At 54.8% G+C, this 23,591-nt stretch carries 19 protein-coding genes; 9 read left to right on the forward strand and 10 right to left on the reverse strand.

The genetic code is table 11. The annotated features are described in order from the left end of the window. Window positions 1-140: 140 nt before the first annotated feature. The gene (locus tag GSQ94_RS19370) at window positions 141-1,034 is read left to right on the forward strand and encodes a ThuA domain-containing protein (RefSeq protein ID WP_254064001.1); all 894 of its coding nucleotides are present in this window, start codon (window positions 141-143) and stop codon (window positions 1,032-1,034) included. A gap of 58 nt (window positions 1,035-1,092) precedes the next feature. On the opposite strand, the gene GSQ94_RS19375 is transcribed toward GSQ94_RS19370, so the two are convergent. The 5 genes from GSQ94_RS19375 to GSQ94_RS19395 all read right to left on the reverse strand — a co-directional run bounded on the left by GSQ94_RS19375 (window position 1,093) and on the right by GSQ94_RS19395 (window position 6,781). After that, window positions 1,093-2,679, reverse strand: a complete 1,587-nt coding sequence (locus GSQ94_RS19375; RefSeq protein ID WP_158945500.1) for an acido-empty-quinoprotein group A — start codon at window positions 2,677-2,679, stop codon at window positions 1,093-1,095. Window positions 2,680-2,744: 65 nt separating this feature from the next. Then, window positions 2,745-3,848: a c-type cytochrome gene (locus tag GSQ94_RS19380; RefSeq protein ID WP_158945501.1), complete on the reverse strand. Its 1,104-nt coding sequence runs from the start codon at window positions 3,846-3,848 to the stop codon at window positions 2,745-2,747. 51 nt (window positions 3,849-3,899) lie between these two features. Next, window positions 3,900-5,162, reverse strand: a complete 1,263-nt coding sequence (locus tag GSQ94_RS19385) for a multicopper oxidase family protein (protein ID WP_254064002.1) — start codon at window positions 5,160-5,162, stop codon at window positions 3,900-3,902. A 277-nt stretch (window positions 5,163-5,439) separates the two neighbouring features. After that, window positions 5,440-6,264 carry a VCBS repeat-containing protein gene (locus GSQ94_RS19390; protein WP_158945503.1) on the reverse strand — a complete coding sequence of 275 codons (825 nt, stop codon included), beginning with the start codon at window positions 6,262-6,264 and terminating at the stop codon, window positions 5,440-5,442. A 214-nt stretch (window positions 6,265-6,478) separates the two neighbouring features. Further along, the gene (locus GSQ94_RS19395) at window positions 6,479-6,781 is read right to left on the reverse strand and encodes a transposase (RefSeq protein ID WP_256369989.1); all 303 of its coding nucleotides are present in this window, start codon (window positions 6,779-6,781) and stop codon (window positions 6,479-6,481) included. Window positions 6,782-7,211: 430 nt separating this feature from the next. Between GSQ94_RS19395 and GSQ94_RS19400 the strand changes: the two genes are divergently transcribed. Further along, window positions 7,212-10,640, forward strand: a complete 3,429-nt coding sequence (locus tag GSQ94_RS19400; protein ID WP_158945505.1) for a TonB-dependent receptor — start codon at window positions 7,212-7,214, stop codon at window positions 10,638-10,640. A gap of 99 nt (window positions 10,641-10,739) precedes the next feature. Here GSQ94_RS19400 and GSQ94_RS19405 read toward each other — a convergent pair whose 3' ends face one another. The 4 genes from GSQ94_RS19405 to GSQ94_RS19420 form a co-directional block, all read right to left on the reverse strand. Then, window positions 10,740-11,951: an acetyl-CoA carboxylase biotin carboxylase subunit family protein gene (locus tag GSQ94_RS19405; RefSeq protein WP_158945506.1), complete on the reverse strand. Its 1,212-nt coding sequence runs from the start codon at window positions 11,949-11,951 to the stop codon at window positions 10,740-10,742. Between the two features lie 72 nt (window positions 11,952-12,023). Further along, window positions 12,024-13,004: an ADP-glyceromanno-heptose 6-epimerase gene (gene rfaD, locus GSQ94_RS19410; RefSeq protein ID WP_158945507.1), complete on the reverse strand. Its 981-nt coding sequence runs from the start codon at window positions 13,002-13,004 to the stop codon at window positions 12,024-12,026. After that, window positions 13,001-14,509 carry a bifunctional D-glycero-beta-D-manno-heptose-7-phosphate kinase/D-glycero-beta-D-manno-heptose 1-phosphate adenylyltransferase HldE gene (hldE, locus tag GSQ94_RS19415; RefSeq protein ID WP_158945508.1) on the reverse strand — a complete coding sequence of 503 codons (1,509 nt, stop codon included), beginning with the start codon at window positions 14,507-14,509 and terminating at the stop codon, window positions 13,001-13,003. Before hldE ends, rfaD begins: the two co-directional genes overlap by 4 nt. Before the next feature lie 61 nt (window positions 14,510-14,570). Further along, window positions 14,571-15,638 carry a glycosyltransferase family 9 protein gene (locus GSQ94_RS19420; protein ID WP_158945509.1) on the reverse strand — a complete coding sequence of 356 codons (1,068 nt, stop codon included), beginning with the start codon at window positions 15,636-15,638 and terminating at the stop codon, window positions 14,571-14,573. A gap of 134 nt (window positions 15,639-15,772) precedes the next feature. Here GSQ94_RS19420 and GSQ94_RS19425 point away from each other — a divergent pair, with 134 nt between their 5' ends. The 4 genes from GSQ94_RS19425 to yvcK all read left to right on the forward strand — a co-directional run bounded on the left by GSQ94_RS19425 (window position 15,773) and on the right by yvcK (window position 19,582). After that, window positions 15,773-17,044, forward strand: coding sequence for a UDP-N-acetylglucosamine-transferase (locus GSQ94_RS19425; protein ID WP_254064003.1), 1,272 nt, complete (start codon window positions 15,773-15,775; stop codon window positions 17,042-17,044). A 76-nt stretch (window positions 17,045-17,120) separates the two neighbouring features. After that, entirely contained in the window at window positions 17,121-17,708 is a 588-nt protein-coding gene (locus GSQ94_RS19430; protein ID WP_158945511.1) for a DUF4254 domain-containing protein, read from the forward strand. A 152-nt stretch (window positions 17,709-17,860) separates the two neighbouring features. Continuing rightward, entirely contained in the window at window positions 17,861-18,424 is a 564-nt protein-coding gene (locus tag GSQ94_RS19435; RefSeq protein WP_158945512.1) for a lipopolysaccharide assembly protein LapB, read from the forward strand. Between the two features lie 60 nt (window positions 18,425-18,484). After that, window positions 18,485-19,582, forward strand: a complete 1,098-nt coding sequence (yvcK, locus tag GSQ94_RS19440; RefSeq protein WP_158945513.1) for a uridine diphosphate-N-acetylglucosamine-binding protein YvcK — start codon at window positions 18,485-18,487, stop codon at window positions 19,580-19,582. Here yvcK and rlmN read toward each other — a convergent pair. After that, entirely contained in the window at window positions 19,579-20,775 is a 1,197-nt protein-coding gene (rlmN, locus tag GSQ94_RS19445; RefSeq protein ID WP_158945514.1) for a 23S rRNA (adenine(2503)-C(2))-methyltransferase RlmN, read from the reverse strand. The genes yvcK and rlmN overlap by 4 nt on opposite strands. A 147-nt stretch (window positions 20,776-20,922) precedes the next feature. Between rlmN and GSQ94_RS19450 the strand changes: the two genes are divergently transcribed. Genes GSQ94_RS19450 through lolA form a run of 3 tightly spaced genes read left to right on the forward strand, consistent with a single transcriptional unit; the run spans window position 20,923 to window position 23,469 of the window. After that, window positions 20,923-22,239, forward strand: a complete 1,317-nt coding sequence (locus tag GSQ94_RS19450; protein WP_158945515.1) for a pitrilysin family protein — start codon at window positions 20,923-20,925, stop codon at window positions 22,237-22,239. A gap of 52 nt (window positions 22,240-22,291) precedes the next feature. Further along, the gene (locus GSQ94_RS19455; protein WP_158945516.1) at window positions 22,292-22,819 is read left to right on the forward strand and encodes a type II secretion system protein; all 528 of its coding nucleotides are present in this window, start codon (window positions 22,292-22,294) and stop codon (window positions 22,817-22,819) included. After that, window positions 22,819-23,469 (forward strand): outer membrane lipoprotein chaperone LolA, encoded by a 651-nt coding sequence (gene lolA, locus GSQ94_RS19460; protein ID WP_158945517.1) that lies wholly within the window; start codon window positions 22,819-22,821, stop codon window positions 23,467-23,469. The genes GSQ94_RS19455 and lolA overlap by 1 nt, the downstream gene beginning before the upstream one ends. The last annotated feature ends 122 nt before the right edge of the window (window positions 23,470-23,591 follow it).

The following is a 23,591-nucleotide window of genomic DNA, read 5'->3' on the forward strand; positions in this document are numbered from 1 at the left end:
GCTATGCAAGTAATTTTGCGGGTTTCCTGTCTTAGCGAGATGAGCATAGGAATCTCAAAAGAAGTGTACCTAGCGCCATTTCATCTTTAGTGGCGCGCTGGGCGAAGTGGTTGTCGTATATGAATTTTTAAGGAGATCACTTGCGCTATAGATGGAGCTTTATCTTTCTTTCCCTGTTTCTTTTCAGCTTTGGCACCTTTGGTCGAACCAGTGACGCTCAGGAGCGCGCAGGAACAAACACGACTCCGCCAATACCACACGTAAAGCAGATTCATCTCAAACATATTCTGGTGGTTGGCCAGACAAAGGGGTTTGAACACGACTCCGTCTCCGCCGCAATGGCGGCGATCTATTCGATGGGCCATGATAGCGGGCTTTGGGATGCAACGCTACGGACTGATACCGAACTGCTCACGAAGAAAGATCTGGGAAGAAATGCGAAGAACCTGAGTTACTTCGACGCCATTGTCTTCACGAGCACTACCGGGGAGCTTGACCTGGACCAGAGCCAGAAAGAGGACATGATGTCCAGTATCAAGGTCGATGGAAAAGGCTTTGTAGGCATTCATGCCGCGCTCGATACCAATTACACATGGCCGGAGTACGGTGAGATGATTGGTGGCTGGTTCGATCAGCATCCATGGAGCACCTTCAATGCGCCCATCATTAACGAAGATCCTGACTTTCCTGCCGTCCGCCATCTCCCCAAAGCATTCCTGAAGTACGACGAAATCTATCAGCCTAAGGAATGGTCTCGGGACAAGGTCCATGTGTTGCTGAGCCTCGACCCAAACAAGCTTGACTATGCTAACAATTCGCGGATCCATCGTGCCGATCATGATTTCGCGGTGGCCTGGTCAAAGATGTATGGCAACGGTCGCGTGTTCTATTCGACCCTCGGACATACAGAAGATGCGTGGGAAGATCCTGACATTCGAAAGATGTACTTCGAAGCGATCAAGTGGGCGCTCGGCTTGACTGAGGGCAGTACCGCGCCTCACGCGCGGCCCGTGACGTCCGGACAAACTCCTTGATGGCAGCAAGCCCTGCTTGCGTCACAACGCTTGATTCGACATCATCGCCCCTCACTAGTTAACGGTGTTGGGGCGATGCTCCTTTTTGATGAAGCCCATCGGGAAGCTTCCATGCAAACAGTACGCCACCACCGCTAGTCACAAGATATTGCTTGCCATCCAGTTCGTATGTGATCGGAGAGCTGGCTATGGTCGCTCCTGAACCTGCATGCCAGAGCGTCTTGCCATTCGTAGTATCGAGCGCGAGAAAATTTCCATGCACGTCGCCGGTGAAGGTCAACCCGGAATCTGTCGTCAGAACGCCGGCACCAGATCCTCCCTGACCGAGTTCGTGTGTCCATCTAATTTTGCCTGTCTGGTAGTCAATGGCTTCAATAATGCCCTTGCCCCATAGGCCATAATCTGCACCCGCCCATCCATAGGTGCCATCCGCTGGTTTTGCGAAGTAGATGCTCCAGCTGGGATGGGCATCGACGATGAATAGGCCAGTGTGAGCGTCGAAGCTAGGTGAGCGGAAGTTTGTCAGTCCGCTCTCGTCGGGGGCAATCAATCTGCCGTCCTGTGCTGGCTCTTTTGCTGGATTAGGAATGGGGCGTCCATCCTTATCAATGCCAAGCGTCCAATTCACTGGACCGAACGGGACGGTCAATAGATTCTTCCCGTTGGTTCGATCCAGTACAAAGAAGTAGCCGTTGCGAGAGGACTGCATCAACATCTTTCTCTGCTGGCCATGGAAGATTCCGTCCACCAACACGGGGGTTTCGACGGCGTCCCAGTCGTGCGTATCGTGAGGCGAAGGCTGAAAGGCCCAAACCAATTTACCCGTATCAGGATTCAGTGCGACGATACAGCCGGTGTAGAGGTTATCTCCAGGACGGGTGGAGCCGTTGAGAACCGGCGTAGGATTGCCAGTTCCCCAGTAAATAAGATTCAAGTCAGGATCATATGTTCCAGCCATCCAGGTAGTTCCTCCGGTGGCAGTATTCGGAGTGCCCGCGGGCGGAGTGACATCCCATTGCCATTGGGTCTTGCCCGTCTCCGGATCAACGGACCTGATGAAGGTGGCGAGATTATCCAAGTCACCGCCGACCCCAATGATGACGTGATTGCCTACGATGAGGGGCGCCATCGTCGCCCAGTAGCCTTTCTCAACATCCGCGATTTGCACGATCCATCGCACAGTACCATCTTTAGCGTTTAGCGAAACCAGATGCGCGTCGGGAGAGGTAAAGAATACCCAGTCTTTGTAGATGCCTACGCCTCGTTGGCCGATGTGATCGCCCTTATTTGGGGGGTAGGTGTAGTGCCAGAGTTGTTGCCCCGAACGGGCATCGACTGCCCATACGTTGTCCGGGATGGTGAAGTACAACACGCCATTGACTAACAGCGGGGAGGATTTGATAGTGGCTGTATGTTGGGTCTGGAACGCCCAGGCAAGCGTCATCTCGTTCACGTTTTGTGGCGTGAGCTGCGTCAATGAGCTATGACGTCTCCCAGAATAGTCACCATGATAGCCGGGCCAACTGTCAGCAGGCGGCTTGAGCAACACCGCCGAATCTACATTTTGCGCTACAAGCCCATTAGAAGAGCTAACCAGCGCCAACGCGCTTCCTACTACGACAGTTGCAGTCTTCAGGAATTTCATATGGTTCGTGATCCTTCCAAAACGTTGAAATGGCATCGGGTCTAGGCGGCAACTCACGCAGCCAATCAACGCAGTGTTTGCAAATAAGCCATCAAATTATGGATGTCGGCATCGGTGTACTTGCTGAAGAGATCGACATGTGCGTCAACCGGTGAATCAACCACATACTTCACGTTACCAACGGACCAGGAATGATAGACGCCATTACTGTCACGAAGGCCAACGACAAATTCATCGAGATATGCCAGCGTTCCCGTCATCTTTTGTGTGGAAGGAAGAGTAACCGTTACGTGGCTCTTAACTCCGCGAGGGTAGAGCATACGCTGCTCCAGTTGGAGTCCCTCGTACCGTTTCGCGATGTCGCTTAGATCACCTGTGGCTGAATGGCACTTCGTACAGCCACCTGCGCCGTTGAAGTACTGCTTCCCTGCTTCAGCATTTCCGGTTTGCAGATCAGCGACATCAACACCTCGACGTCCTCCTTTTTGAGAGGTAGCCTTCTTCACCTGCGCATGGATAAAGGCCGATAGACTGAGCAACTCCTGATCAGAGAAGTTAAAGGCGGGCATCTTTTTTTCGGGGCGCCCGTTACGCACGACTTCAGAAATCTTGTCTCCTTTGTCATCCGCCAAGACCAGCTTTGAGCGAGTCAGGTCAGGGCCGGTCTCTCCGCCCATAGTGTCTCTTCCATGACAGAAGGCGCAGTTCTGATGGAAGAGTCCATTTCCAGCGTCTACCATGCTCGAAGAACCAGTCCCTCCAGCACTATCTGTCCCGGCTGATGTCGTGGGAACTACCAAAGGTGGACTGGCAAGATAGCTCAGCAGCGCCGTCAACTCATCGTTCGGCAATTTGGGAAATCCAGGCATACGCCCTTTCCCAGTGTGGATGAGTTGGGTGATCTGTTGATCGGTCATCTGACGTTTAACGCTGAGGAGAGGCGGAAATGAGGGCAAGATGCCTTCACGCTGCTCGCCATGGCATATCGCACAGTGGGCCTCATAGGCGCTGGCGCCTTGCTGGCCTGACGCAGCTTCGTTGGATGACTGAATTGCATGAGATTCTGATGATGTATAGCCAGAAGCCGCATATGCGGGCACCAGACGAGATTGAAAAAGAAGTAACCCGACTCCTACCAGTAGGAGTACTGCATCCCTAATTCTGTGCATTCGTAAGGCTCTCATCAAAAAGTAAGTAGAGCGGAAGCTCTGTGAATTTAGCTAACTGGAGTACTTGATCAACTGCATGAAGCCATAATCCATATGCAGTTGCTGATGACAGTGCATCAGAGTGTCTCCCGGATTATTGGCGATAAAGTCGACCTCTACTGTGTCGAGCGGCATGATGTTGATAACGTCCTTCATCAATCCGCTGAACGGTTTTTTGCCGATGCGGGTTACTTCAAACGTATGTCGATGCAGGTGTATTGGATGTTGGTCTCCACTGCCATTTCTGAAGACCAGCCTATATCTCTTGCCCGGTTGCACTATCAGCGGATCTATATCAGGCCAAGACTTATTGTTGATCGTCCAGGTATCGAACTTAGCTCCATGTTTCGGGCCGTTATCTCGAAAGGTGAGAACGAACGTTTCATCAGGCTTCACGGATGGTGCGGCCTCATTGGCAAATTGAGTGTAATCCCAGTCGATTGGTGCAGGGTCTCTCCATACGGGCGCGCCGCCCTTTCCCGCATATTCGACAACGACGCCGAGTCCCATCTCACGTTCTTTGGAGAGTATCGAACCAAGCACCCATACACCTGGGGAGTTCATCTCTACGATTGCGTCCACACGCTCTGCCACTGCCAAGGAGAGTACTTCAACTGTTTTTGGATTCGGAACAGGGTTGCCATCCATCGTGATAATTCTGAATGTGTGGCCCGGCAATGCCAGAACCACATTTTCTGTTGCGCTGGCATTCAATAGTCGCATCAGCACGCGTTGCCCACGTTTCACGCGGATAGGCTCACCTGCGCCCAACATATGTCCCTGGATCGTTGCGTACTTATATCCCACATCGGAGCCTGTCGTGAGGGGCATGTTCGATGACTGATCCCGCATCGTCTCGACCATGGGGACGAAGGACGGGCCCCAGTGATGAATGGCAAGGTTTATCTCCTGGTCGTAACGAGCAGGTTGTTCCTTTCCATCAATCAACAAAAAACCAAATTGTCCGGTGTATGTTCCCTTCGAAAGGTCGTCGTAGGCGGTCGCGTGCGTGTGGTACCAACGGGTGCCTGAGGGCTTTGGCGTGAAGGCATAACGCTGGGTCTTACCAGCGGCGATCATTGGCGAACCTTCTTCCATGGCGCCGTCGTTCAAGGAATCGATGGCGAGTCCATGCCAGTGAACCAGGTCTGGACTTTCGCTGGCATTGGTCACATCGATTGTGACCGGAACGCCTTCGCGCAGTCTTAGCAACGGCCCTGGAACCTGCCCATTGTACGCAAGTGTTTTGATCGTTACACCTGGACCAATTTCCACGGTACACGACTCGATACGTATCGTGTAGTCCGCGTTACCGGATGGAAGAACGTTTCTCTGTTTCAGCGACGAAGGAAATGCCGCATCGAACGATTTACTCGCCAGCAAAGCACCGGCCGAGAAGAGGAGACTTCTACGATTCATTTAGGCCCCAATTACTTTGTAGGGGAAATTGTAAATGAGCATTGTGGGGAGTGACGGATGATGCGTTCAGAAAAACAAACAACCCTACGTTTTCCTATTGCAAGAGATAGCCCGGCTGCTTTCAAACCCGCAGTTAGGTGGTGCAATGAGAGTTAGGGTCTCTGACAAAACTCAGCTCAGGCGCAAAGGTGAAGGTACCGTTGCCACTTCCCAGCATGACCTCGAACGTGCCACCTTCATCGTCCTCGTATACGACCGCCAGATCGAGAATGCCATCTCCGTTAAAGTCGGCGGCGACGACGTGGGGAACGGTGCCCGGCATACGCAATGGAGAAGACCACGCGTGGTGGAATAAACCATTGCCAGTACCAAGAAACACTGTCACCAAACTCGCGCGCCAGTCTGTGACAGCTATGTCCAGAATATTGTCGTGGTTGAAATCAGCGACCACGACCGACACGACCGAGTCGAGGTGGGCTATGTCGCCGGCAGGAGCCATTCTGCCCGTCCCGTCGCCAAGGAACAACAGCAGTGAACCGTCGTCGGTTCCGACGATCAGGTCGGGAAGCCTGTCTCCGTTGAAATCTCCAATGACGATTGATCGGGGGGCGTGGTTCAGCACCAGATTGGAAGGGACCTGCTTGAAGATGCCGCTTGGTTGGCCGAGTAACACGGTTAGAACGGCAGGTCCGGAGCGGTTTCTGGCCGGCAAGATAGCCACTGCTTTATCGGCGATGCCGTCTCGGTTGAAGTCGCCCATCACCATAAGACTGAAATTTTCATCGGGAGTCTCTTCGGACGATTCGTTTGATGTGGAGGTCCCCGATGCAATCACTTGCAAAGCACCAGGATCGGTAGCCCATGCGCGCCCAGCCGCAAAGGTAGCAATTGCAAAAAACGCGAATACTGGCACGAAGAAAGAAGACATTGAGTAGAGCTTGGAGGCAGCGCGGATCATTAGGTTCCTTCTTCAAGAAAGACTAACCCCTGAGACCAAGATTCTTGCCATCTTTTTCACAAAATCAGCAATGGAATGAGTTGTTAAGCGTTAGCAAAGCGATGGCCGGGGTGGGCGGAAGGTCACATGGTAAAACCACGATTCACAAGCTGTGCGAAGGGTTGTGGTGCAAATATGTTGGCGTGCGGCGATCATCTGACGACGACGTTTGAGATCAAGCGACGAGCACTGAATTCCAGAGGATGGGCGCAGCGTGGTCTTTGAAGTGTAGGCGGCTGAGGGAGAATTGATTTTTGTAGATACGCCGAAGCAGTTCCACCCCGGCAATGGTGATGGCAGCAGAGGAGGAACTCTTGAACCCGAGCATCGGGCGGGTTCTGGACTTGAGGCCGCGATGATCCTGCTCGATCAGATTGTTCAAATCCTTCGACGACCGCAACCTTGTGCGTCGTCTTGGGAGCAGGACGTCTACTTTCAAGGCGTTGCTCCTGGGTTCGAGCCCCAGCGTTCTCACCATCAAACCAAAATAAAGACGAGGGTTTTAGCAACACCTCTTTCCAAAACAACGAGGGCCATCCCATATTGCACCGCACCTGGGAGATGGTTGTCATTATGCTGTCATTCGACTGTCATTTGCTAGTTGCGACAATTAACAGCCGGCGAAGCCTCCTGTCGGATTTTTTAAAATGGCTATTCATGCTCCCACACTACGTCTCTTTTTTTCACATTACTGCTGACCATTCTCCAATATTCCATACCTATTCCGAACCGCGACTTAACAAATCGGTCAATCTCCTAACCTTCGCCAGACTACGGTTTGGCCCAGAAAATGCAATCATGTTAAAACGCCTTATAAGGAATTTTGACGATCTATTGCATTCAATATCTTGGTGGCTAAATTCAACCTCCCTAACCTTTAGGCAGATGCAGTTGTAAGGAGTTTTCCCATGCGTTTTAGGACTTTGCTCGTTACTCTTCTGGCGTTCTCGATCATGGTTGGTACCGGAGTTGCACAAACCGGAAGTATTACCGGTCAGATATTCGACCCCGCAGGCGCTGTCGTAGCCGATGCGAGAATTACCGCAACTTCCGCTTCCACTGGGTTCACGCGTACGGTTACCTCGACCTCCGCCGGTGTTTATAACTTCGGCGCACTACCACCCTCCGTCTATAGCCTTTCTGCGATCGCGGCAGGCTTTCAGGAGCAGATCAAAAGAAATGTCACCCTCAGTGTGGCCGCAACCCTTCCAGTTAATTTCACACTGGCGATCTCGGGTGCGACGGCTGTCATCGATGTTCGGGATGTCTCTTCCGCTTCGGTCGAGACAGACAGCTTTCAGCTCTCAACTGTCATCGATTCAAAGCAGATCAACGATCTCCCTCTAATTTTGCGCGATCCTTACCAACTGGTTCTCCTGTCGCCGGGTGTCGTCAGCGCCACAAATAACGACGGTGGAGTTTCGGTCAACGGCCAGCGCGACCGGAATAACAACTTTACGCTCGATGGAGCGGACAACAACGACACCTCGGTTCCGGGTGGTCTAGCCGGCGTATCTTCTGCGAATCCAGACTCGGCACAGGAGTTTCGTGTCATTACCAACAACTTCGACGCGGAGTTCGGACGAAACACCGGCGCCATTATCGACGTGATCACCCGCGGAGGCACCAATAGCTTCCACGGGGATGCTTATGAGTTTGGCCGCTATAACGCGCTGGGCGCTCGCGACTTCTTCAACACTAAGGAGAACGGCCCGCAGGACCCTTATGTCCGTAACGACTTTGGCGCTTCGGTCGGCGGCCCACTGTGGAAGGATCGCACCTTCTTCTTCCTGAATGGCGAAGTTCAGCGTTTCAGAACCACACGCACGGAGAGTACTGTCACCCCTACCGCAGCCTTCAAGTCAGGCAAATTCACCTATATCGACCCCACGGATGGTAGCCAGACACCGGTGGATCTCACCAATCCGGCCGGCAACCCCAATAATCTGTCCGGTCTGCCCCAGGACTCCACCATTGCAAAGATCTTCGCGGTCGCTCCTGTCGGCCAGGCAGATAACGGCGATGGCGTCAGCACCACATACTTCTTTGCGTCACCAGACGCACTTAACTCTTACACTCTCACCGGCCGCTTCGATCAAAAACTAACCGATAAGCACCAGCTTACGGTGCGCTACATCTACGGCCACTCGAACGAAAATGATCCCTTCCACGATGAGAGCCTGCCGGGATATGGCAACACGGCCGTGATCGGGACAAACCACAATGGCGTGGTGTCCATTGCGTCTGCTCTCTCCGCCAACACCGCCAATGTATTCCGCGCCGGTTACAACCAAAACCAAGCCGGGTTCTTCTGCAATCACGCAGCTTTTGACTCGCTGCTCGGCGTCGACAGCTTCGGGAACGGCCAGGATATCAATGTCCCCTATTTCTTTAATGGCAACGCCTTTGGCTGCTTTGACTTAGGTCACAGTAACGCGCAGGCTCGCCTAAGCTCGACACTGCTCTTTTCGGATACCTACTCGGTCACCAAGGGTGCCCATTCGCTGAAGTTCGGCGGCGAATACCGCAGCGTCAAGGACACCAGCTTCGATAACTTTTCCTCTCGCAATCTACTCTCACTTACGAACTTTACCGACTACGGCGCATCTGCCTACAACTTCGCCGGAAACCCCAATTCACCCAGCGTCCTCTCTTTTCAGGACCTTATCTGGGGCGCGCAAGGCTCGGTCGCAGAGACGACCGAGAACCAGTTCTTCACGGCCAACGGCACTCGACGTGGCACTGATCTCACCCGCTTCCGCCAACATGAGTGGGACCTCTTCGCGCAGGACACCTGGAAGGTCACTCCCCGCTTTACTGCGATTCTGGGTCTCCGCTACGCCTTCAACGGGGTTCCTTATGAGGAGAACGGTAACTTCTCCAATTTTTATGGCGATGCCTCGGCTGCGCTTCCGGCATCGGGCTTCTTCAGCTTCACTCCTGTAGGTCCTGGAACCGGAAAACAGCTCTATGCAGACAGCTGGAAGCTGTTCGAGCCCCGCCTGGGCTTCTCGTACGATGTCAATGGGGATGGTAAGACTGCAATCCGCGGCGGCTACGGCATCTTCCATGACCGCATCTTCGATAACATCTTCGGAAACGCAAAGTCCAATCCACCCTTCCAGGCTAACCTTACCAACTTCCCGTTCGATTCCAAACATCCTGCAACCAGCCCCACGGTGTCTAACATCCCCAGCCCGGGTAATCTGATACCGTCCGCAGATATCACCAGCGGCTCCTACCTTGAGCCAGTGGTGATTGATCCTAACCTCAAAATACCAACCAGCCAGAGCTATAACATCGGCATCCAGCGCCAGCTTAACCAGCGAATGACGCTTGAGGTGGACTACGTCGGCAATCACGGCACCCATGGCCTGCGCGAAATCGACGGTGCTCCCCCGCAACAGAATCTCGTACAAGCCGATATCGCCGCTGGTGTGCTGCCATCGGCCCTGACGTTCAACGCGCTCTACCTCGGCGGCGCTGATGCCAATGGGACTAAATTCAATCCGGCGGTCAATAACACAGCCTTTCTTCACGAACTCTTTCAGACCTCGATCGTCAGCAGCAACTACAACGCACTACAAGCTAAGGTGCAGGGACAACTTGGCGGCCTTACTCTCACCGGAAGCTATACCTATGCGCATTCTCTGGATAATGGTTCCGATCCGCTCGTCCCTGGTGCGGGCGGTTCCGGTCTCCCGCGCAACAGCTTCGATCTCGGCCCCGAATATGGGAACTCTGACTTCGACGTCCGTCACCGTGGCACCATTGGTGCCAGCTACAATCTGCCCGTCGGAATCGGCGGCGCGTACCTGAATAGTGGTGTGCTCGGACACGTCTTTGAAGGCATCCAGATCTCGGGCATTCAACAAGTCCAGAGTGGTCTGCCCTTCGATCTCCGGGGGACCGCTGACAACCTGCATACCGGCCTCACCAATAGGCCCCAGCTCGTTGGAAGTCCCTATCCCTCCGGACGCGGAACCATCGTTGCACAGGGCAAGATTACCGGGCCTTCCGCTGCGGCCTTTGCCAACGCTCCGTTTGACGAGAGTGTCTCAATACACCGCAATAAGTTCTACGGGCCCAGCTTCGTCAACACGGACGTCGTGTTCCAAAAGACGCAGGTCCTGCACGAACAGGTCAAGCTCATATTCCGTGCAGAGAGTTATAACGTTTTGAATCATCCCAATCTAGTATCGCCCGGTTCGTCAAGCTCTCCTAACTCAACATCGCTCGGCTCTTCGACTTTCGGCATTTCAACCGCTCAGGTTGGTCAGAATGATGGCACAACCGGCGCCCGGCAGATCCAGGGTGCGCTAAAGGTTATCTTCTAAACACCAAAAGCTAATGCAAAAAGTCCGTCCCGCCTGACACTAGGCGGGACGGACTTTTTTGGGGGGCGCGCCGCATCTCTCATATTGAAGTGCAAACTCTCATGCCGTCGGTTTATCTGGTGGAGGAACGACAGCGCAAAAATCTTCGAGGAAGCGGAGAGTGTACTGAGAAATCAGATCTTCAATCCGCTCAGCGGATCTGGATTGAAGGATCAGGCCCGCATGGTGATGCCGCTCGAGGCGTTGGACCACCTCGGCCGCGTCATAGCTGCGAAGATCAGGATGCTCCTGTCGTGCAAGACAGATCACGCTACCCGCATATTGTTCCTTGAGATTTGGCAGCGTGTACTCCATCTTCAACAGTGTCGCAACCTCAATTCGTGCCCACTCGACCCAGGGGTTGATGCCCGAGGCAAACTCGACGACATCTGAGATGTGTGCTCCTCCGACACGGGCAGCAGTCTCAAGGAAGTAGAAGCTCCCGTCAGCTTGCGATTTGATGAACTCGGTATGGGTGACACCCGAGACCAGGCCCAACGCCTCGATGACTTGTCTGTTGATTTTGCCAAGAGCAACCGCATCGCTCGATTCCCTGTCCAGCGCACGTGTACTGAAGATTCCCCCTTGATGCATCGTCTGCATAGGGGGTTTGCCGTATTTGTACGGAGCGCTGAATAGAGTTCTGCTGTTCCAGGTAACGCCTTCGACGTGAAAGATATCGCCCGGCACGAAACGCTCGAGTAGATAGTGAGATTGCAAATCGCCTAGTTCGTCGAGAATTGGCCAGAGATCGCATGGCGATTCGATCTTGCGAATTCCTATGGCCGAGGCATTTGTGCGAGGCTTCAGAAGCCAGGGCCCTGGAACATTCCGAAGAAAGCTGCGCAAATCCTCATAATGGAAGACACCTATGAACTCGGGAACGGGAACGCCCTTTTGTTTGGCGCTCACGCGCATCGCCAGTTTGTCGCGGAAGTTTCTAGTGAGCGATTCCCCCATTCCGGGCAGTCTCATGTGCTCGCGCAGCAGCGCAGCAACCTCGAGATCAAACTCATCAAGAGCAACGATGCGGTCTATTGCCTCCGTGCGCGCCAGATAAGTGACCGTATTCAGTACTTGCTCTGGAGTAAGCCTCTCCGGCATGGTAATCAGCTTCGTAAGGGATTCCAGAGGCCAGTCAGCATGTTCGAGCGCATCGACAGTAAGCAGGATTACTCTTGCGCCAAGACGCGCTGCCTCTTTCAGAAAGGGTTGGCCTTTTTCATAGGTGCTGATGCAAAGAATCGTGGGCTGCCTTTGCGTATCGGTCACATTGGCTCCTGTGGCAGAGGAACAGATTTAAACAGCTAAAGCTACCAGAAACATCTGATGCACGCAGAGAGTCTAAAGGACGGGTTCTTCGGCGAATGTCTGTCTAACTCCGTCCTCAAGCGATGTGAACGGACCGGTGTAGCCTGCTATGCGCAGACCAGATATGTCAGCCTGTGTGAAATGCTGGTAGCGGTTCTTCAAATCCCCAGGAAAAGGAATGTATTCGATGTTTCCTCGGCCATGAACCTGCATGAGCGCCTCGGCGACTGCTTTGAAGCTGCGCGCCTCGCCGGTGCCGGCATTGACTATAGCGTGGATCGGTCTCTTAGGGCTGTCAGGGAGGAGACCCGCGAAGAACATGTTGATGCGGGCAAGGTCTTTGACGAAGACAAAGTCGCGGCGCTGCTCACCATCAGAATAGCCACCCGAACCTTCAAACATGCGGATGACTCCGCTGTTCTTGAGCTGCTTGGTGAAGTGATGGATGACGCTGGACATTCGCCCTTTGTGCTGTTCGCGTGGTCCGTAGACATTGAAGTAGCGCAGACCCACGACGGTACACTTCATGTCATGAAGATGACGTCGGACGTAGTTGTCGAAGACCAGCTTCGAGTAACCGTAAATGTTGAGCGGACGTTCATTCGCTGGGAGCTCTGTAAAGTTGGTACTGGCTCCGTAGACGGCCGCCGTTGACGCGTAGACCAAGGGAATCTTGCGTTCGAGAGCAAAATGCAACAGCTCCTTGGAATAGGTAAAGTTGTTGTCCATCATGTACTGCCCGTCGTCTTCAAGAGTGTTTGAGCAGGCGCCTTGATGGAGAATGGCACGGATTCTGGTGTTCTCGAAGTCACCTGCCTTCAGAGCCGCCCGAAACTCACGCTTGTCCATATAATCGGCGTACTCCGCACCCGCGAGGTTGAGAAACTTAGGCCCCGTGAGATGAGGGGCAGGCGCGAAGTTATCCACCAGCAGAATGTTGCGCTCTCCTGTGCGATTGAGCTGCTGAATAAGGTTGCTGCCGATGAAGCCCGCTCCGCCTGTAACGATGATCACTTCTGAACCTCCTCGCTCGGCGCAGAGTTTGCAGTGAGCTTTTTTACAATGTTGGTAGTCGAAAAACCTTCGACAGTCGGAACAATCTCAACCCGCCCACCATTAGCAAGAACCTCTTCGTGGCCAATGACAGTCTCAACAATGTAGTCGCCGCCTTTGACGAGAACGTTAGGCTTCAGGGCTCGGATCAGCTCCAGAGGAGTGTCTTCTTCAAACAGGACTACGGCATCAACAGCCGCCAGAGCAGCCATAACGCGGGCGCGTTCTCTCTCAGAGACGATGGGGCGAGTTGGACCCTTGAGACGACACACCGAAGCATCCGCATTGAGGCCGAGAACAAGCTTAGAGCCAAACCTGCGGCAGTCTTCTAAAAGCGTTATATGGCCGACATGCAACAGGTCAAAACACCCATTGGTAAACACGATCGTCTCGCCCGAGGCACGCCACTCAGCTACTCGTAGCTTGATGCGTTCAAGATCGAGAATCTTCTCTCCCGCACTAAGCCCGGAGCTGGGAGTGAGGGCCGCTACCAACTCGTGAGCGGAGACCGGCACAGTGCCGACTTTGCTCACTACAATTCCTGCTGCGACGTTGGCGAGCTCTACCGCGGTTTCGATCTGAAGACCGCCGGCCACACAAGCGGCAAGTGTTGCGATGACCGTGTCGCCGGCGCCTGAGACATCGAAGACCTCGCGAGCGCGAGCAGGAGAATGATAGACACCAGGGGCTGCCCCAGAAGCAGCACGAAGGACTGTAATTCCCTTCTCGCTCATGGTGACAGTAAGAAATTTGAGATCGTGTTCGGTGATCAATGCCTGTCCGGCAGACAGAAGATCTTCTGTCTGGTGCGATGGAATCCCTGTTGCTGCTGCAAGCTCTCCGAGGTTTGGACACACCGTCGTGGCACCAGAGTATTTGCTAAAATCCGGGGTCTTCGGATCCACGAAGACGGGGATGCCGGTATCGCGTGCAGTCCGAAGGACCGCCTCGCAGAGAGAGCGGCTAAGGGCACCCTTGGCGTAGTCAGAAAGAATGACGGCATGAACCTTGGAGACGAGTTCGATGGCTAGCTCTTGAAGGCGCTGGGCTTCAGCGGCCGGCACGGGATCGCGGCTCTCGATATCAAGACGAAGAAGTTGCTGCATGCGTCCGACAATGCGCGTCTTGGAGATAGTCGGGAGCGAACTTGAGACAACCCCGATCGTGTCGATACCGGCACGGTCAAGGAGTGCCGCCAGTTCTGCCTGCTCAGAGTCCCTTCCCCATAAGCCTCCGAGGAAGGTCTGACAACCCAGGCCGGCGAGATTCATCGCGACGTTGGCGGCCCCTCCGGCACGCTCGTAACGCTGCGCATGGCGGATAACCGGAACCGGAGCCTCCGGTGAGATACGGTCGACCTCGCCGTGAATATAACGGTCGAGCATGATGTCGCCAAGAACAAATACCTTGAGTTGACCGAACCCACCCTCAAGCAGGTTCAAAATCGAATGAAGTTCCGGAAGCATGAACGAAGAGATCTCCTCGCGACCATCATCGCATCTTTGAGTGGAGGCGCGTACTAACCAGCTAACCTAAGACAGCCCGAACCTCATTCACAACCTCATCGACCGTAATAGAGGTCAAACATCTTTTGCGTTCGAGAATGCATGTCTCCAGACCGCAGCCCCAGCAATCGGTCTTATGGTAGACGACGCGGTGTTGCTTGCCATAAGGGAACCAGACGCGAGGTTTGTTACGAGCGGCGAAGATCGCGACGCAAGGGGTTTGCACAGCCGCGGCAAGATGCATGGGACCACTGTCATGGCCAACGAACAGTCGGGCCTGGGCAAACACGGCGGCACTCTCACGTGGAGTCAGAAGTCCGCATAGATTGAGGACCGGTCCTGCAGAGTTTTGCCGCCAACCATCCGCTGCAAAGTTGCTCGCTTCGGACTCTTCCGGCGCTCCGCAGAGCGCCAGAGCAAAGTCCGGGTAGAGGACGGCAACTCTACTCAGCAGAGCTCGCCAATTATCTCGGCCCCAGTCCTTCGATTGCACTTTGGTGCCTACGCTAACCGCAATAAGAGGCAGGCCAGCCGCTCCAGCCAGAGCATCTTTGGCACGCTTATGCTCTGCGGGGGTAAGGTGAAGATCCCAGCTTGCGGGGTCGTCCAGCCGCGCGTCTCCCAATTCGACAACGTTCCGAGCTAGCCGTGCACCTTCTGGCTCCAGCGATCCGGTCGAATCCTCCCAAAGGTTTTGCTGCATCTCTTCGGTAATGGGAACGCCGATCAGCCGACGTATACCGCAAAGGCGGAAAAACTTCGCATCGCGACGAGCTGAGTCTACCCCCCTTGCTGGCCCCAGATAGACCAGCACCTGAGGACGCCAGCGCAGAATCTGCCACCATAGGGAGATAAGCTCTCGTGGACTTCGCATGCCGACGCCGTAACGGAAGTAACCATGCACCAGCTCGCTGCCTTCAAGGATTGCAGCAGCAGGCGGGGCTTTTACGTTCACGGGAAAGTTCGTCAGCATGCGCCGCTCAGCCTCTGGAAAGGCACGGGCCACAAGATGGAGAGCCGGCAATGCGATGAGCGTGTCGCCTAGACTGCCCAGGCGATAGATCAGAACCCGTTTGGTGGAAGATGCCATTGTCTGTCTTTAGTCTGCTTGCTTCCACGTGTTACGGCAAATCCGGCGAGTGGAACGAGATTGCACAGCAAGGCAGATTGATAGGATAGTGCGAACGGTTAGCCTGAGGGATCGAGGAATCTAGCTTGAACGCGGTGAATCATCTGATCTTTGTTTCGATTGCTGCTTATCGCGATCCTCAGTTGGTTCCAACTCTCGAGGATTGCATTGGCAAGGCTCAACATCCGGAGCGGCTCAGGTTCGGCATCTGCTGGCAGCATGACCCACATCAGGATACGCTGCCATTTCGCAGCGACGATTGTTTCCGGATCTTGGCCGTAGACTGGCGCGACAGTAAAGGGGCCTGTTGGGCCCGCTCCGAGATTATGAAGCTCTGGCGGGGAGAGGCCTGGTTTCTTCAAGTGGACTCGCACTGCCGTTTTGCGTGGGGTTGGGACGTCAAGCTGATCGACGAGATGACTCAGACCGAGAGCCCTAAGCTTATCCTGAGCACATATGCCTCTCCGTTTACCCCCGGAGGAGACGAGATTCTAATCGAAGGTCCGCTCCAAATGGCATTTCAAGGCTTCACTGAGGACGGAATCCCTCATATGAAGCCGATGGCGATCCCAGATTGGCGGAGCTTGACGAGGCCGCGGAGAGCACGTTTTCTCTCTGCAGGGTTTCTATTCGCTCCAGGCTCTTTTATTGAGGAGATTGGATACGATCCTGAGTTGTATTTTCTAGGAGAAGAGGCGGCGATGACCCTGCGCGCATTCACCAGCGGATACGATCTGTACCACCCCAGGGAGACTATCGTCTGGCATGACTACGGTAGACCGGCAGCGCCGAAGCATTGGGGCGACCACTCTCAGCAGAGTGAGACTACCAGCGCCTGGCATGAACTGGATTCGCGAAGTAAAAGCAAGGTACGGAGGCTGCTAGCGGGACAGCCGGTTGAGAGCTTCGGGCTTGGTTCCGCTCGAACCTTGGAAGAGTACGAGGCCTATGCCGGCCTGTCGCTGAAGCTGAGAAAGGCTCAGGAATACACGGTCCGTTGTGGCGAACCTCCCAATCCCGAATTCACCCCGGACTGGGAAGGCCAGATCTTCCCTTGGATGGTTCGTATTACATTCGACCGCACTCTGCTCCCCAATACGGCCTTTGATGACCCTGAATTCTGGTATGTCGCGGTTAAAAATGAAGATCGCACCGAGATCTATCGTCAGGATATCCCTTCGTCTCAGCTGGCTACGCTAACTACCGGCCAATCGAAGATCGTTCTTGTCTGCGAGTTCGAGTCAGGAACGATTCCCGCATCATGGACCATATGGCCGGTTAGCAAATCGCTGGGTTGGCTGAGGAAGCTTGAGGGCGAACTTGGAGAGGAAGACTACACGATCGTTCTCGAAGACGAGGCTGAGTGAAGGATTGCGTCTCCCCTTAAGCGTTTGCGGTGCAACCCAGGAAGACGATAGAGTTTTTGGTTGGAAGGAAGGCCGTATGCTCGACGCACTTTTGATCACGCGAATGCAAGAAGATCTCACGGCGGACCTGCACAAAGAAGAGAAGGAAGCATCGGAGGTGCCCGGCGGCGACGGCTTTATGGCGCTGGCGATGTCCCAGCATCGCGCTAACTTCGAGCTGTGGCATGAGGAAGATAAAGCAAGAGTTCCCGATGTCCCCGACTCGGAGATCGTAAGGGTGAAGCATGCGATTGATAGATTGAACCAGAGGCGAAACGATCTGGTGGAGAAGATGGATGTTTGGCTTATGGAGCGGCTGGAGCAAAACCCCGCAACGCCCCTGCACTCGGAGACGCCGGGCTTGATAATCGATCGGCTTTCCATTTTGGCGCTCAAAATCTATCACACCCACGAAGAGGCGAAACGAGCCAGCGCGACCGAGATTCATCGTTCGCGCAATACAGACAGACTAGCTTTGCTTATAGAGCAGCGGGACGATCTCTCTGATTGCCTCGATCTGCTTTGGGGCGAGGTTCTGGCGGGCACGCGGCGATTTAAGCTCTACCGGCAGATGAAGATGTACAACGATCCTGAGTTGAATCCCGCGGTTTATGGCCGAGGTTAGCTCATCGGTCGGGGGTCCCAAGCGACAGCGAACCGAGGTGGGGTTGACCTGAAGGCCCGCTCTGCGTATAAAACCGACACGAGAACCAAACTAGAATTGAGCACCCGTTAGAATGGGAAAGCTCAGAAACGCCCTAGGCGACAGGATTGACGATGGCTCAGACAAAAACCGCAACTGCACCTGCAACAAAGCGTGCTCCCCGAACACTCGCAGGAACCGTCTCTCAGGCTACCGACAATGCGCGAGCGCAGCTGGTCGCTCAATATGAAGCTGCGCTGCGGCTTATGCAGGATGGAAAGTACGACAAAGCGCACACCGCCTTCGACAAGATGCTGGCTGCGGGCGCAGGCGAGCTAAGCGACCGCGTCCGTATGTACGCGACCGCCTGTTCGCAGCAGATGGCGAAGGGAAAGAACGACTTTGCTAACTGCGAGGAGCAGTATGACTACGCCATCTCTCTGCTCAACGACGGACACTACGAAGATGCGCGGGAGCACTTCAAGCTGATCCTCAAGGAAAATGAGAAGGCGGACTATGCTTTTTATGGTCTGGCGGTGCTGGCCAGCATGACGGGCGACTCCCACCGCTGCTTGGAGCATCTGACTGAAGCAATCCGGCAGAATCCTCGCAATCGGATTCAGGCCCGGGCTGACTCTGACTTTCAAGACATGGCCGACGATCCTCGCTTTACAGAGTTGCTCTATCCCGAGGCCTGACTACGGCCTGCAATCTAAGCCGGCAGGCGCTTCGTTAGGCTTGTGTAGGAGAACCTGCGGATGTCGTTGCCGAATCTAAAAGAATCGAACGAAAAAAACCTCCGCGTAGTGGCCATTGGTGGAGGTACGGGGCTATCGACCCTGCTGCGGGGGCTGAAGCGCTATGTCGCCAGCCCTGACCGCAGAAAAGGGATTCGGCTGGGAAGATCGCAGGAGATGGAGGGCGCTCCCACACCTCCCTGCCCTTCTCCTCGATGCATCATCCGCGAGCTCTCCGCAGTGGTGACGGTGACGGACGACGGTGGATCCTCAGGAAGGCTGCGTGAGGACTTCAAGATGCTCCCCCCGGGAGACATCCGGAACTGCATGGTCGCTCTCTCTGAGGATGAGCATCTGCTGTCCAGGCTCTTTCAGTTTCGCTTCGAGCACGGAGAGCTGGAGGGGCATAGCTTCGGCAACCTCTTTGTCGCGGCTCTCTCGCACATCACAGGAGACTTCGCCCAGGCCGTGCAAATGTCGTCACAGATCCTGGCCACCAGGGGCAGGATCTTTCCCTCGACCAACGCCAATGTCACTCTGGCAGCGGATATGGATGACGGATCGCTCGTTCGTGGTGAGACCAATATCACGGCAAGTAAACACAGCATCGTCGAGCTTCGCCTTGATCCTCAAACGGCGCATCCCCTTCCCGAGACGCTCGAAGCTATCGCGAATGCTGATCTCATTACACTGGGGCCAGGTTCGCTCTACACCTCCCTGATCACGAATATGCTGGTTCGCGGAATTCCCGAAGCTCTGGCTGCCTCACGAGCGACCAAGGTCTTCGTATGCAACCTGATGACCCAGGCGAATGAATCCCTTGGCCTTACCGCATCGCAGCACATCGAAAAGATTCTGCAGCACGCCGGGGGGCTGTCCGTCCCAATCTTCGACTACGCGCTTGTCAACACTGGCCATATCTCTCCAAAGAGATTGGAGCAGTATGCCCGCGAGGGGCAACAGCCGATCGAAGCCGATCTGGAGCGGATTCGGTCCCTTGGTGTCGAGCCGGTAACAGGCAACTATGTCCACGAGGGCGACGTGCTGCGTCACGACTATGATCTTGTCGCGGAGCGACTGCTCGCCCTCGGACTGGATCGGGTCGCCGTTCCAGCCTAAGCGCCGCCTTGGTTGGCAGGCGAGATCTCAACCAGAGTTTGAGCCAGAGGCTGTTCAAGCGTGCGCTTGAGCTGGCCGCAGGCAGCGTAGATGTCTCGGCCGCGCGGCTTGCGGATGAACGCCGGGATACCCGCGTCGCGGAGACGTCTCTGGAAGACTCCTACATCCTGCACCGTCGGCTCATGGAAGGGCATCTCCGGCCCGGAGTTCCAGACGATCAGATTGACCTTGGCACGAATATTCTTCAGCAGCGCGATTACCTCGTCCGCATGCTCGCGCTGGTCGTTGATTCCCCCAAGTAGGACATATTCGAAGGTGACGCGCTCGCGCGGCCGTAGCGGCACAGCAGCGACAGCCTCAAGAAGAGCGGCAATATTCCATTTACGCGTAATCGGCATAATAGCCTCGCGAACAAAGTCGTTCGAGGCATTCAGGCTCAAGGCAAGCTTGGGACGCACGGTCTCTGTAGCGAACTGCACAATCCCGGGAAGGATGCCGGAGGTGCTGACAGTCATACGCGACTCCGGAATGCGCATCGGACCAGCGAGCAAACGGACGGCATCCATAAATCCGTTGTAGTTGAGGAAGGGCTCCCCCATCCCCATAAAGACCAGATTGATGCGGTCGCGGCCAACTTCGACCTTGTGCCGGTTAAGAACTGCAGCCACCTGGCCCGCAATCTCGCCGCAGGTCAGGTTCCGGCGGATGCCCAGCTTCGCCGTTAGGCAGAACTGGCAGTTGACCGCGCAGCCAACCTGGCTGGAGACACAGATGGTCGCGCGCTTGTACTCGTCGTCATCGTAAGAGGGGTGTTCTTCCTCCTCCGCAGCCTCAGTGCCGTCCCCCCGCTCACCCCCGTCACCTCCTGGCATCCAGACGGTCTCCACGGTCTCGCCGTCGCCCATGCGGACCAAGTACCTCTCAGTCCCATCGACAGAACAGGCAGTCTGCAGCAGCTCAGGGAGACCAACCGTATATCCCAGGGTGGCAAGGCTCTCTCGAAGGGCAGACGGAAGGGTAGTGATCTGATCCAGTTCAGCCACACGTTGAGTGTAAAGAGCCTCGTAAAGCTGTCGAGCCCGATATACAGGCTGACCGAGGCCAGCTATAAAAACAGCCAACTCCTCCAACGAAGCACCAAAGAGCGGTATCCCCTCAACCACTACACTCGATTTTTCCAGTAAATTGTTCATATAAATATACTTATTTATTCCATACGATTAGTAGACACCCGCCCTTGAAGCGTGCTCTGGAGTTAGAGCATCTATATAAGTCTACTCCGGGAAACCAGGAAGATCGTGACCACACCGCTGTGAAACAATGGAGTTTGAAGGAGTCTCATGTCTCAAACGTTAGTTGATGAAGTAGGAATGATGAAGAATGCCTCAAGGAACATCCGCAAGACTGTTCTCTCGAACGGTTTGCTGGTCTTGACCGAGAGTATGCCGCATGTACGGAGTGTCTCCATGGGGGCCTGGGTTGGATCGGGGTCCCGCGATGAGACCCCCGAGGTGAACGGGATCTCTCACTTCGTCGAGCATATGGTATTCAAGGGCACTACCTCCCGTTCGGCCCAGCAGATTGCCCGCGAGGTAGATACGATCGGGGGAAACCTCGACGCTTTTACAGGAAAAGAGACTGTTTGCTTCAACATCAAGGTTCTGGACGAGAATGTGCCGCCAGCGCTCGATGTGCTCTCGGACTTGGTACTGCACCCAACCTTCGCGCCTGAGGATGTGGAGCGCGAGAAGGGAGTCATCCTCGAAGAGATCAAGATGGACGAGGACAACCCCGACTATCTGGTCCACGAGACCTGGACTCAGAACTTCTGGAAGGGTGATGCCTTGGGACGGCCCATCCTGGGAACCAAGAAGACGGTTTCGAGCTTTGATCAGCAGACCCTCTTCAACTTCTACGCTGGGCAGTTCACCCCGCGGAACATGGTCTTTTCGGCTGCAGGAAACCTGGAGCACGACGACTTTGTCGCTCAGGTAGAAAAAGAGTTTGGCTCGCTGGCCGCAAGCGGAAACAATGTGCCGGAAAAGATAGCCGCCCCCAGGGCAACGCCTCACATCACTTTGAAGCGCAAGAAATCGCTGGAGCAGGTGCAGCTCTGCCTCGGAATGCCAGCACCGCCGGTGAACGACGCCCGTAGGTATATCGTCTATTTGATGAATACGATGCTGGGTGGCGGAATGAGTTCCCGGCTCTTCCAGACCATTCGCGAGGACCGCGGACTGGCATATTCGATCTACTCAGAGATGAACCCCTTCCGCGATACCGGGTCGCTCTGTGTCTATGCAGGAACCTCGGCAGACAAGACCCAGGAGGTCCTGCAGCTTACCCTCCAGGAGTTGCGCCGTCTCAAGGAAGAGACAGTCAGCGAGGTCGAGCTCAAACGCGCTAAGGATCAATTGAAGAGCAACATGGTCATCGGTCTTGAGAGTTCGGGAAGCCGGATGGCGAATCTTGCGCGGCAGCAGATGTACTTCGGAAGGTTCTTCGGCGTCGATGAGATCATGCAGGAGATAGAGGCGGTATCGACAGCCGATGTGCAGGAGTTGGCGCAAGAGCTGTTCAAGCCCGAGACGATGGCGTTGACGCTGCTGGGAAATCTTGGCACGATGAAGATCGAGCGGGAAGATTTAGCCTGCTAGACGCACTGCTGATAGAGTGTTCGGGGTAGAGATAGAGAGTTACCGAGGATCAATGAAGACGATGAAGGCTTTGGACCGTTTGCGCGCAGTACGACCTAACGAAGATGGATTTACGCTGATCGAACTGCTCATCGTCATGTCAGTGATGCTGATTCTTATGACCCTTGCAGTGCCGCAGCTATTGAAGCTGAGGAAGCAGGCGAACGAGACGTCGGCGATTCAATCGCTCAGAACTATCGGCCAGGCAGAGCTGCAATACAACTCCGCCTTTCCCGCGAATGGATTCTCTTGCTCGCTGCCAACGCTCGGCGGGGATCCCAAGTCGGGCGCCCCTACTGCCCAGGCAGCTCAGTTGATCACCCCGGATCTCTCTACCGGCCAGAAGGCGGGCTACACCTTCGCCATCGTCAACTGCACCAAGGTCACCGTCAACAATCAGGATATGTACACGTCGTACGAGATCACCGCGACGCCGAACGCGATTGGCAAGACAGGCGACCGCGGTTTCTGCACAGACGAGAACAACACCATCCGTTACGATCCCGCAGGCGGAGTCAACTGCACTCAGCCCATTCAGTAATGCTATCCAGGGTCTTGCTGTTCGCATCGTTCTGCTGCGCCCCGCTTCTGTTGGCGCAGCAGAACGATGCCGTGCATAACGACGCGCTAATTCATAAAGTAGACGATCACTACAACCACCTCACCTCCCTGCGCGCTCATTACACAGAGAGCTATGCCGGCATGGGTATGACACGCGCCGAAGAGGGCACCCTCCTGTTGAAGAAGCCTGGCCGCATGCGATGGAGCTATGCAGCTCCGGTTGGCAAGGTATTCGTACTCGATGGCAAATTTGCGTGGTTCTATACGCCGGGAGACTCTCAGGCGACCCGCGTACCGGCGAAGCAATTGGATGATCTGCGTTCACCCTTGCGTTTTTTGTTAGGACATACTCAGCTCAAGAAAGAGCTCGACAACCTGACCGTCGTAGCTGACGGTAACGGGTTTCGAATCTCAGGTGTTCCCAAAGGAATGGCCCAGAGGGTGAAGCTGCTGTCACTTGGTGTATCTGCAACCGGGGCTATCGAACGAATGCGCCTCGAAGAGGTCGATGGCGCAGTGACGGAGTTTACGTTCTCTGCAATGCAGGAAAATGTTCCCGTTAAGGATGCCGACTTTGCATTCCTTCCGCCCGCAGGAGTAAGCGTGGTGGAAGGGCTGCCGCCAATCTAGAGCGGTAGAAGTCAGATCAATACTCGATTAAATTGGTGGCGCGTTGGATACGCTCAACTTACATCTGCGTCCGATCGCATCCCGGGTCTATCTACCAGAGTTTTCGCACGGATACGGTAGTA

This window comes from Granulicella sp. S190 (assembly GCF_009766095.1).
Lineage (GTDB): Bacteria > Acidobacteriota > Terriglobia > Terriglobales > Acidobacteriaceae > Edaphobacter.

Bases quoted from the DNA above. Each gene is read 5' to 3' on its own strand.
- GSQ94_RS19375 (WP_158945500.1), bottom strand. From the start codon at position 2,679: ATGAAATTCCTGAAGACTGCAACTGTCGTAGTAGGAAGCGCGTTGGCG.
- GSQ94_RS19380 (WP_158945501.1), bottom strand. From the start codon at position 3,848: ATGCACAGAATTAGGGATGCAGTACTCCTACTGGTAGGAGTCGGGTTA.
- GSQ94_RS19390 (WP_158945503.1), bottom strand. From the start codon at position 6,264: ATGATCCGCGCTGCCTCCAAGCTCTACTCAATGTCTTCTTTCTTCGTG.
- GSQ94_RS19395 (WP_256369989.1), bottom strand. From the start codon at position 6,781: ATGGTGAGAACGCTGGGGCTCGAACCCAGGAGCAACGCCTTGAAAGTA.
- GSQ94_RS19400 (WP_158945505.1), top strand. From the start codon at position 7,212: ATGCGTTTTAGGACTTTGCTCGTTACTCTTCTGGCGTTCTCGATCATG.
- hldE (WP_158945508.1), bottom strand. From the start codon at position 14,509: ATGCTTCCGGAACTTCATTCGATTTTGAACCTGCTTGAGGGTGGGTTC.
- GSQ94_RS19420 (WP_158945509.1), bottom strand. From the start codon at position 15,638: ATGGCATCTTCCACCAAACGGGTTCTGATCTATCGCCTGGGCAGTCTA.
- GSQ94_RS19430 (WP_158945511.1), top strand. From the start codon at position 17,121: ATGCTCGACGCACTTTTGATCACGCGAATGCAAGAAGATCTCACGGCG.
- GSQ94_RS19435 (WP_158945512.1), top strand. From the start codon at position 17,861: ATGGCTCAGACAAAAACCGCAACTGCACCTGCAACAAAGCGTGCTCCC.
- yvcK (WP_158945513.1), top strand. From the start codon at position 18,485: ATGTCGTTGCCGAATCTAAAAGAATCGAACGAAAAAAACCTCCGCGTA.
- rlmN (WP_158945514.1), bottom strand. From the start codon at position 20,775: ATGAACAATTTACTGGAAAAATCGAGTGTAGTGGTTGAGGGGATACCG.
- GSQ94_RS19450 (WP_158945515.1), top strand. From the start codon at position 20,923: ATGTCTCAAACGTTAGTTGATGAAGTAGGAATGATGAAGAATGCCTCA.
- GSQ94_RS19455 (WP_158945516.1), top strand. From the start codon at position 22,292: ATGAAGACGATGAAGGCTTTGGACCGTTTGCGCGCAGTACGACCTAAC.
- lolA (WP_158945517.1), top strand. From the start codon at position 22,819: ATGCTATCCAGGGTCTTGCTGTTCGCATCGTTCTGCTGCGCCCCGCTT.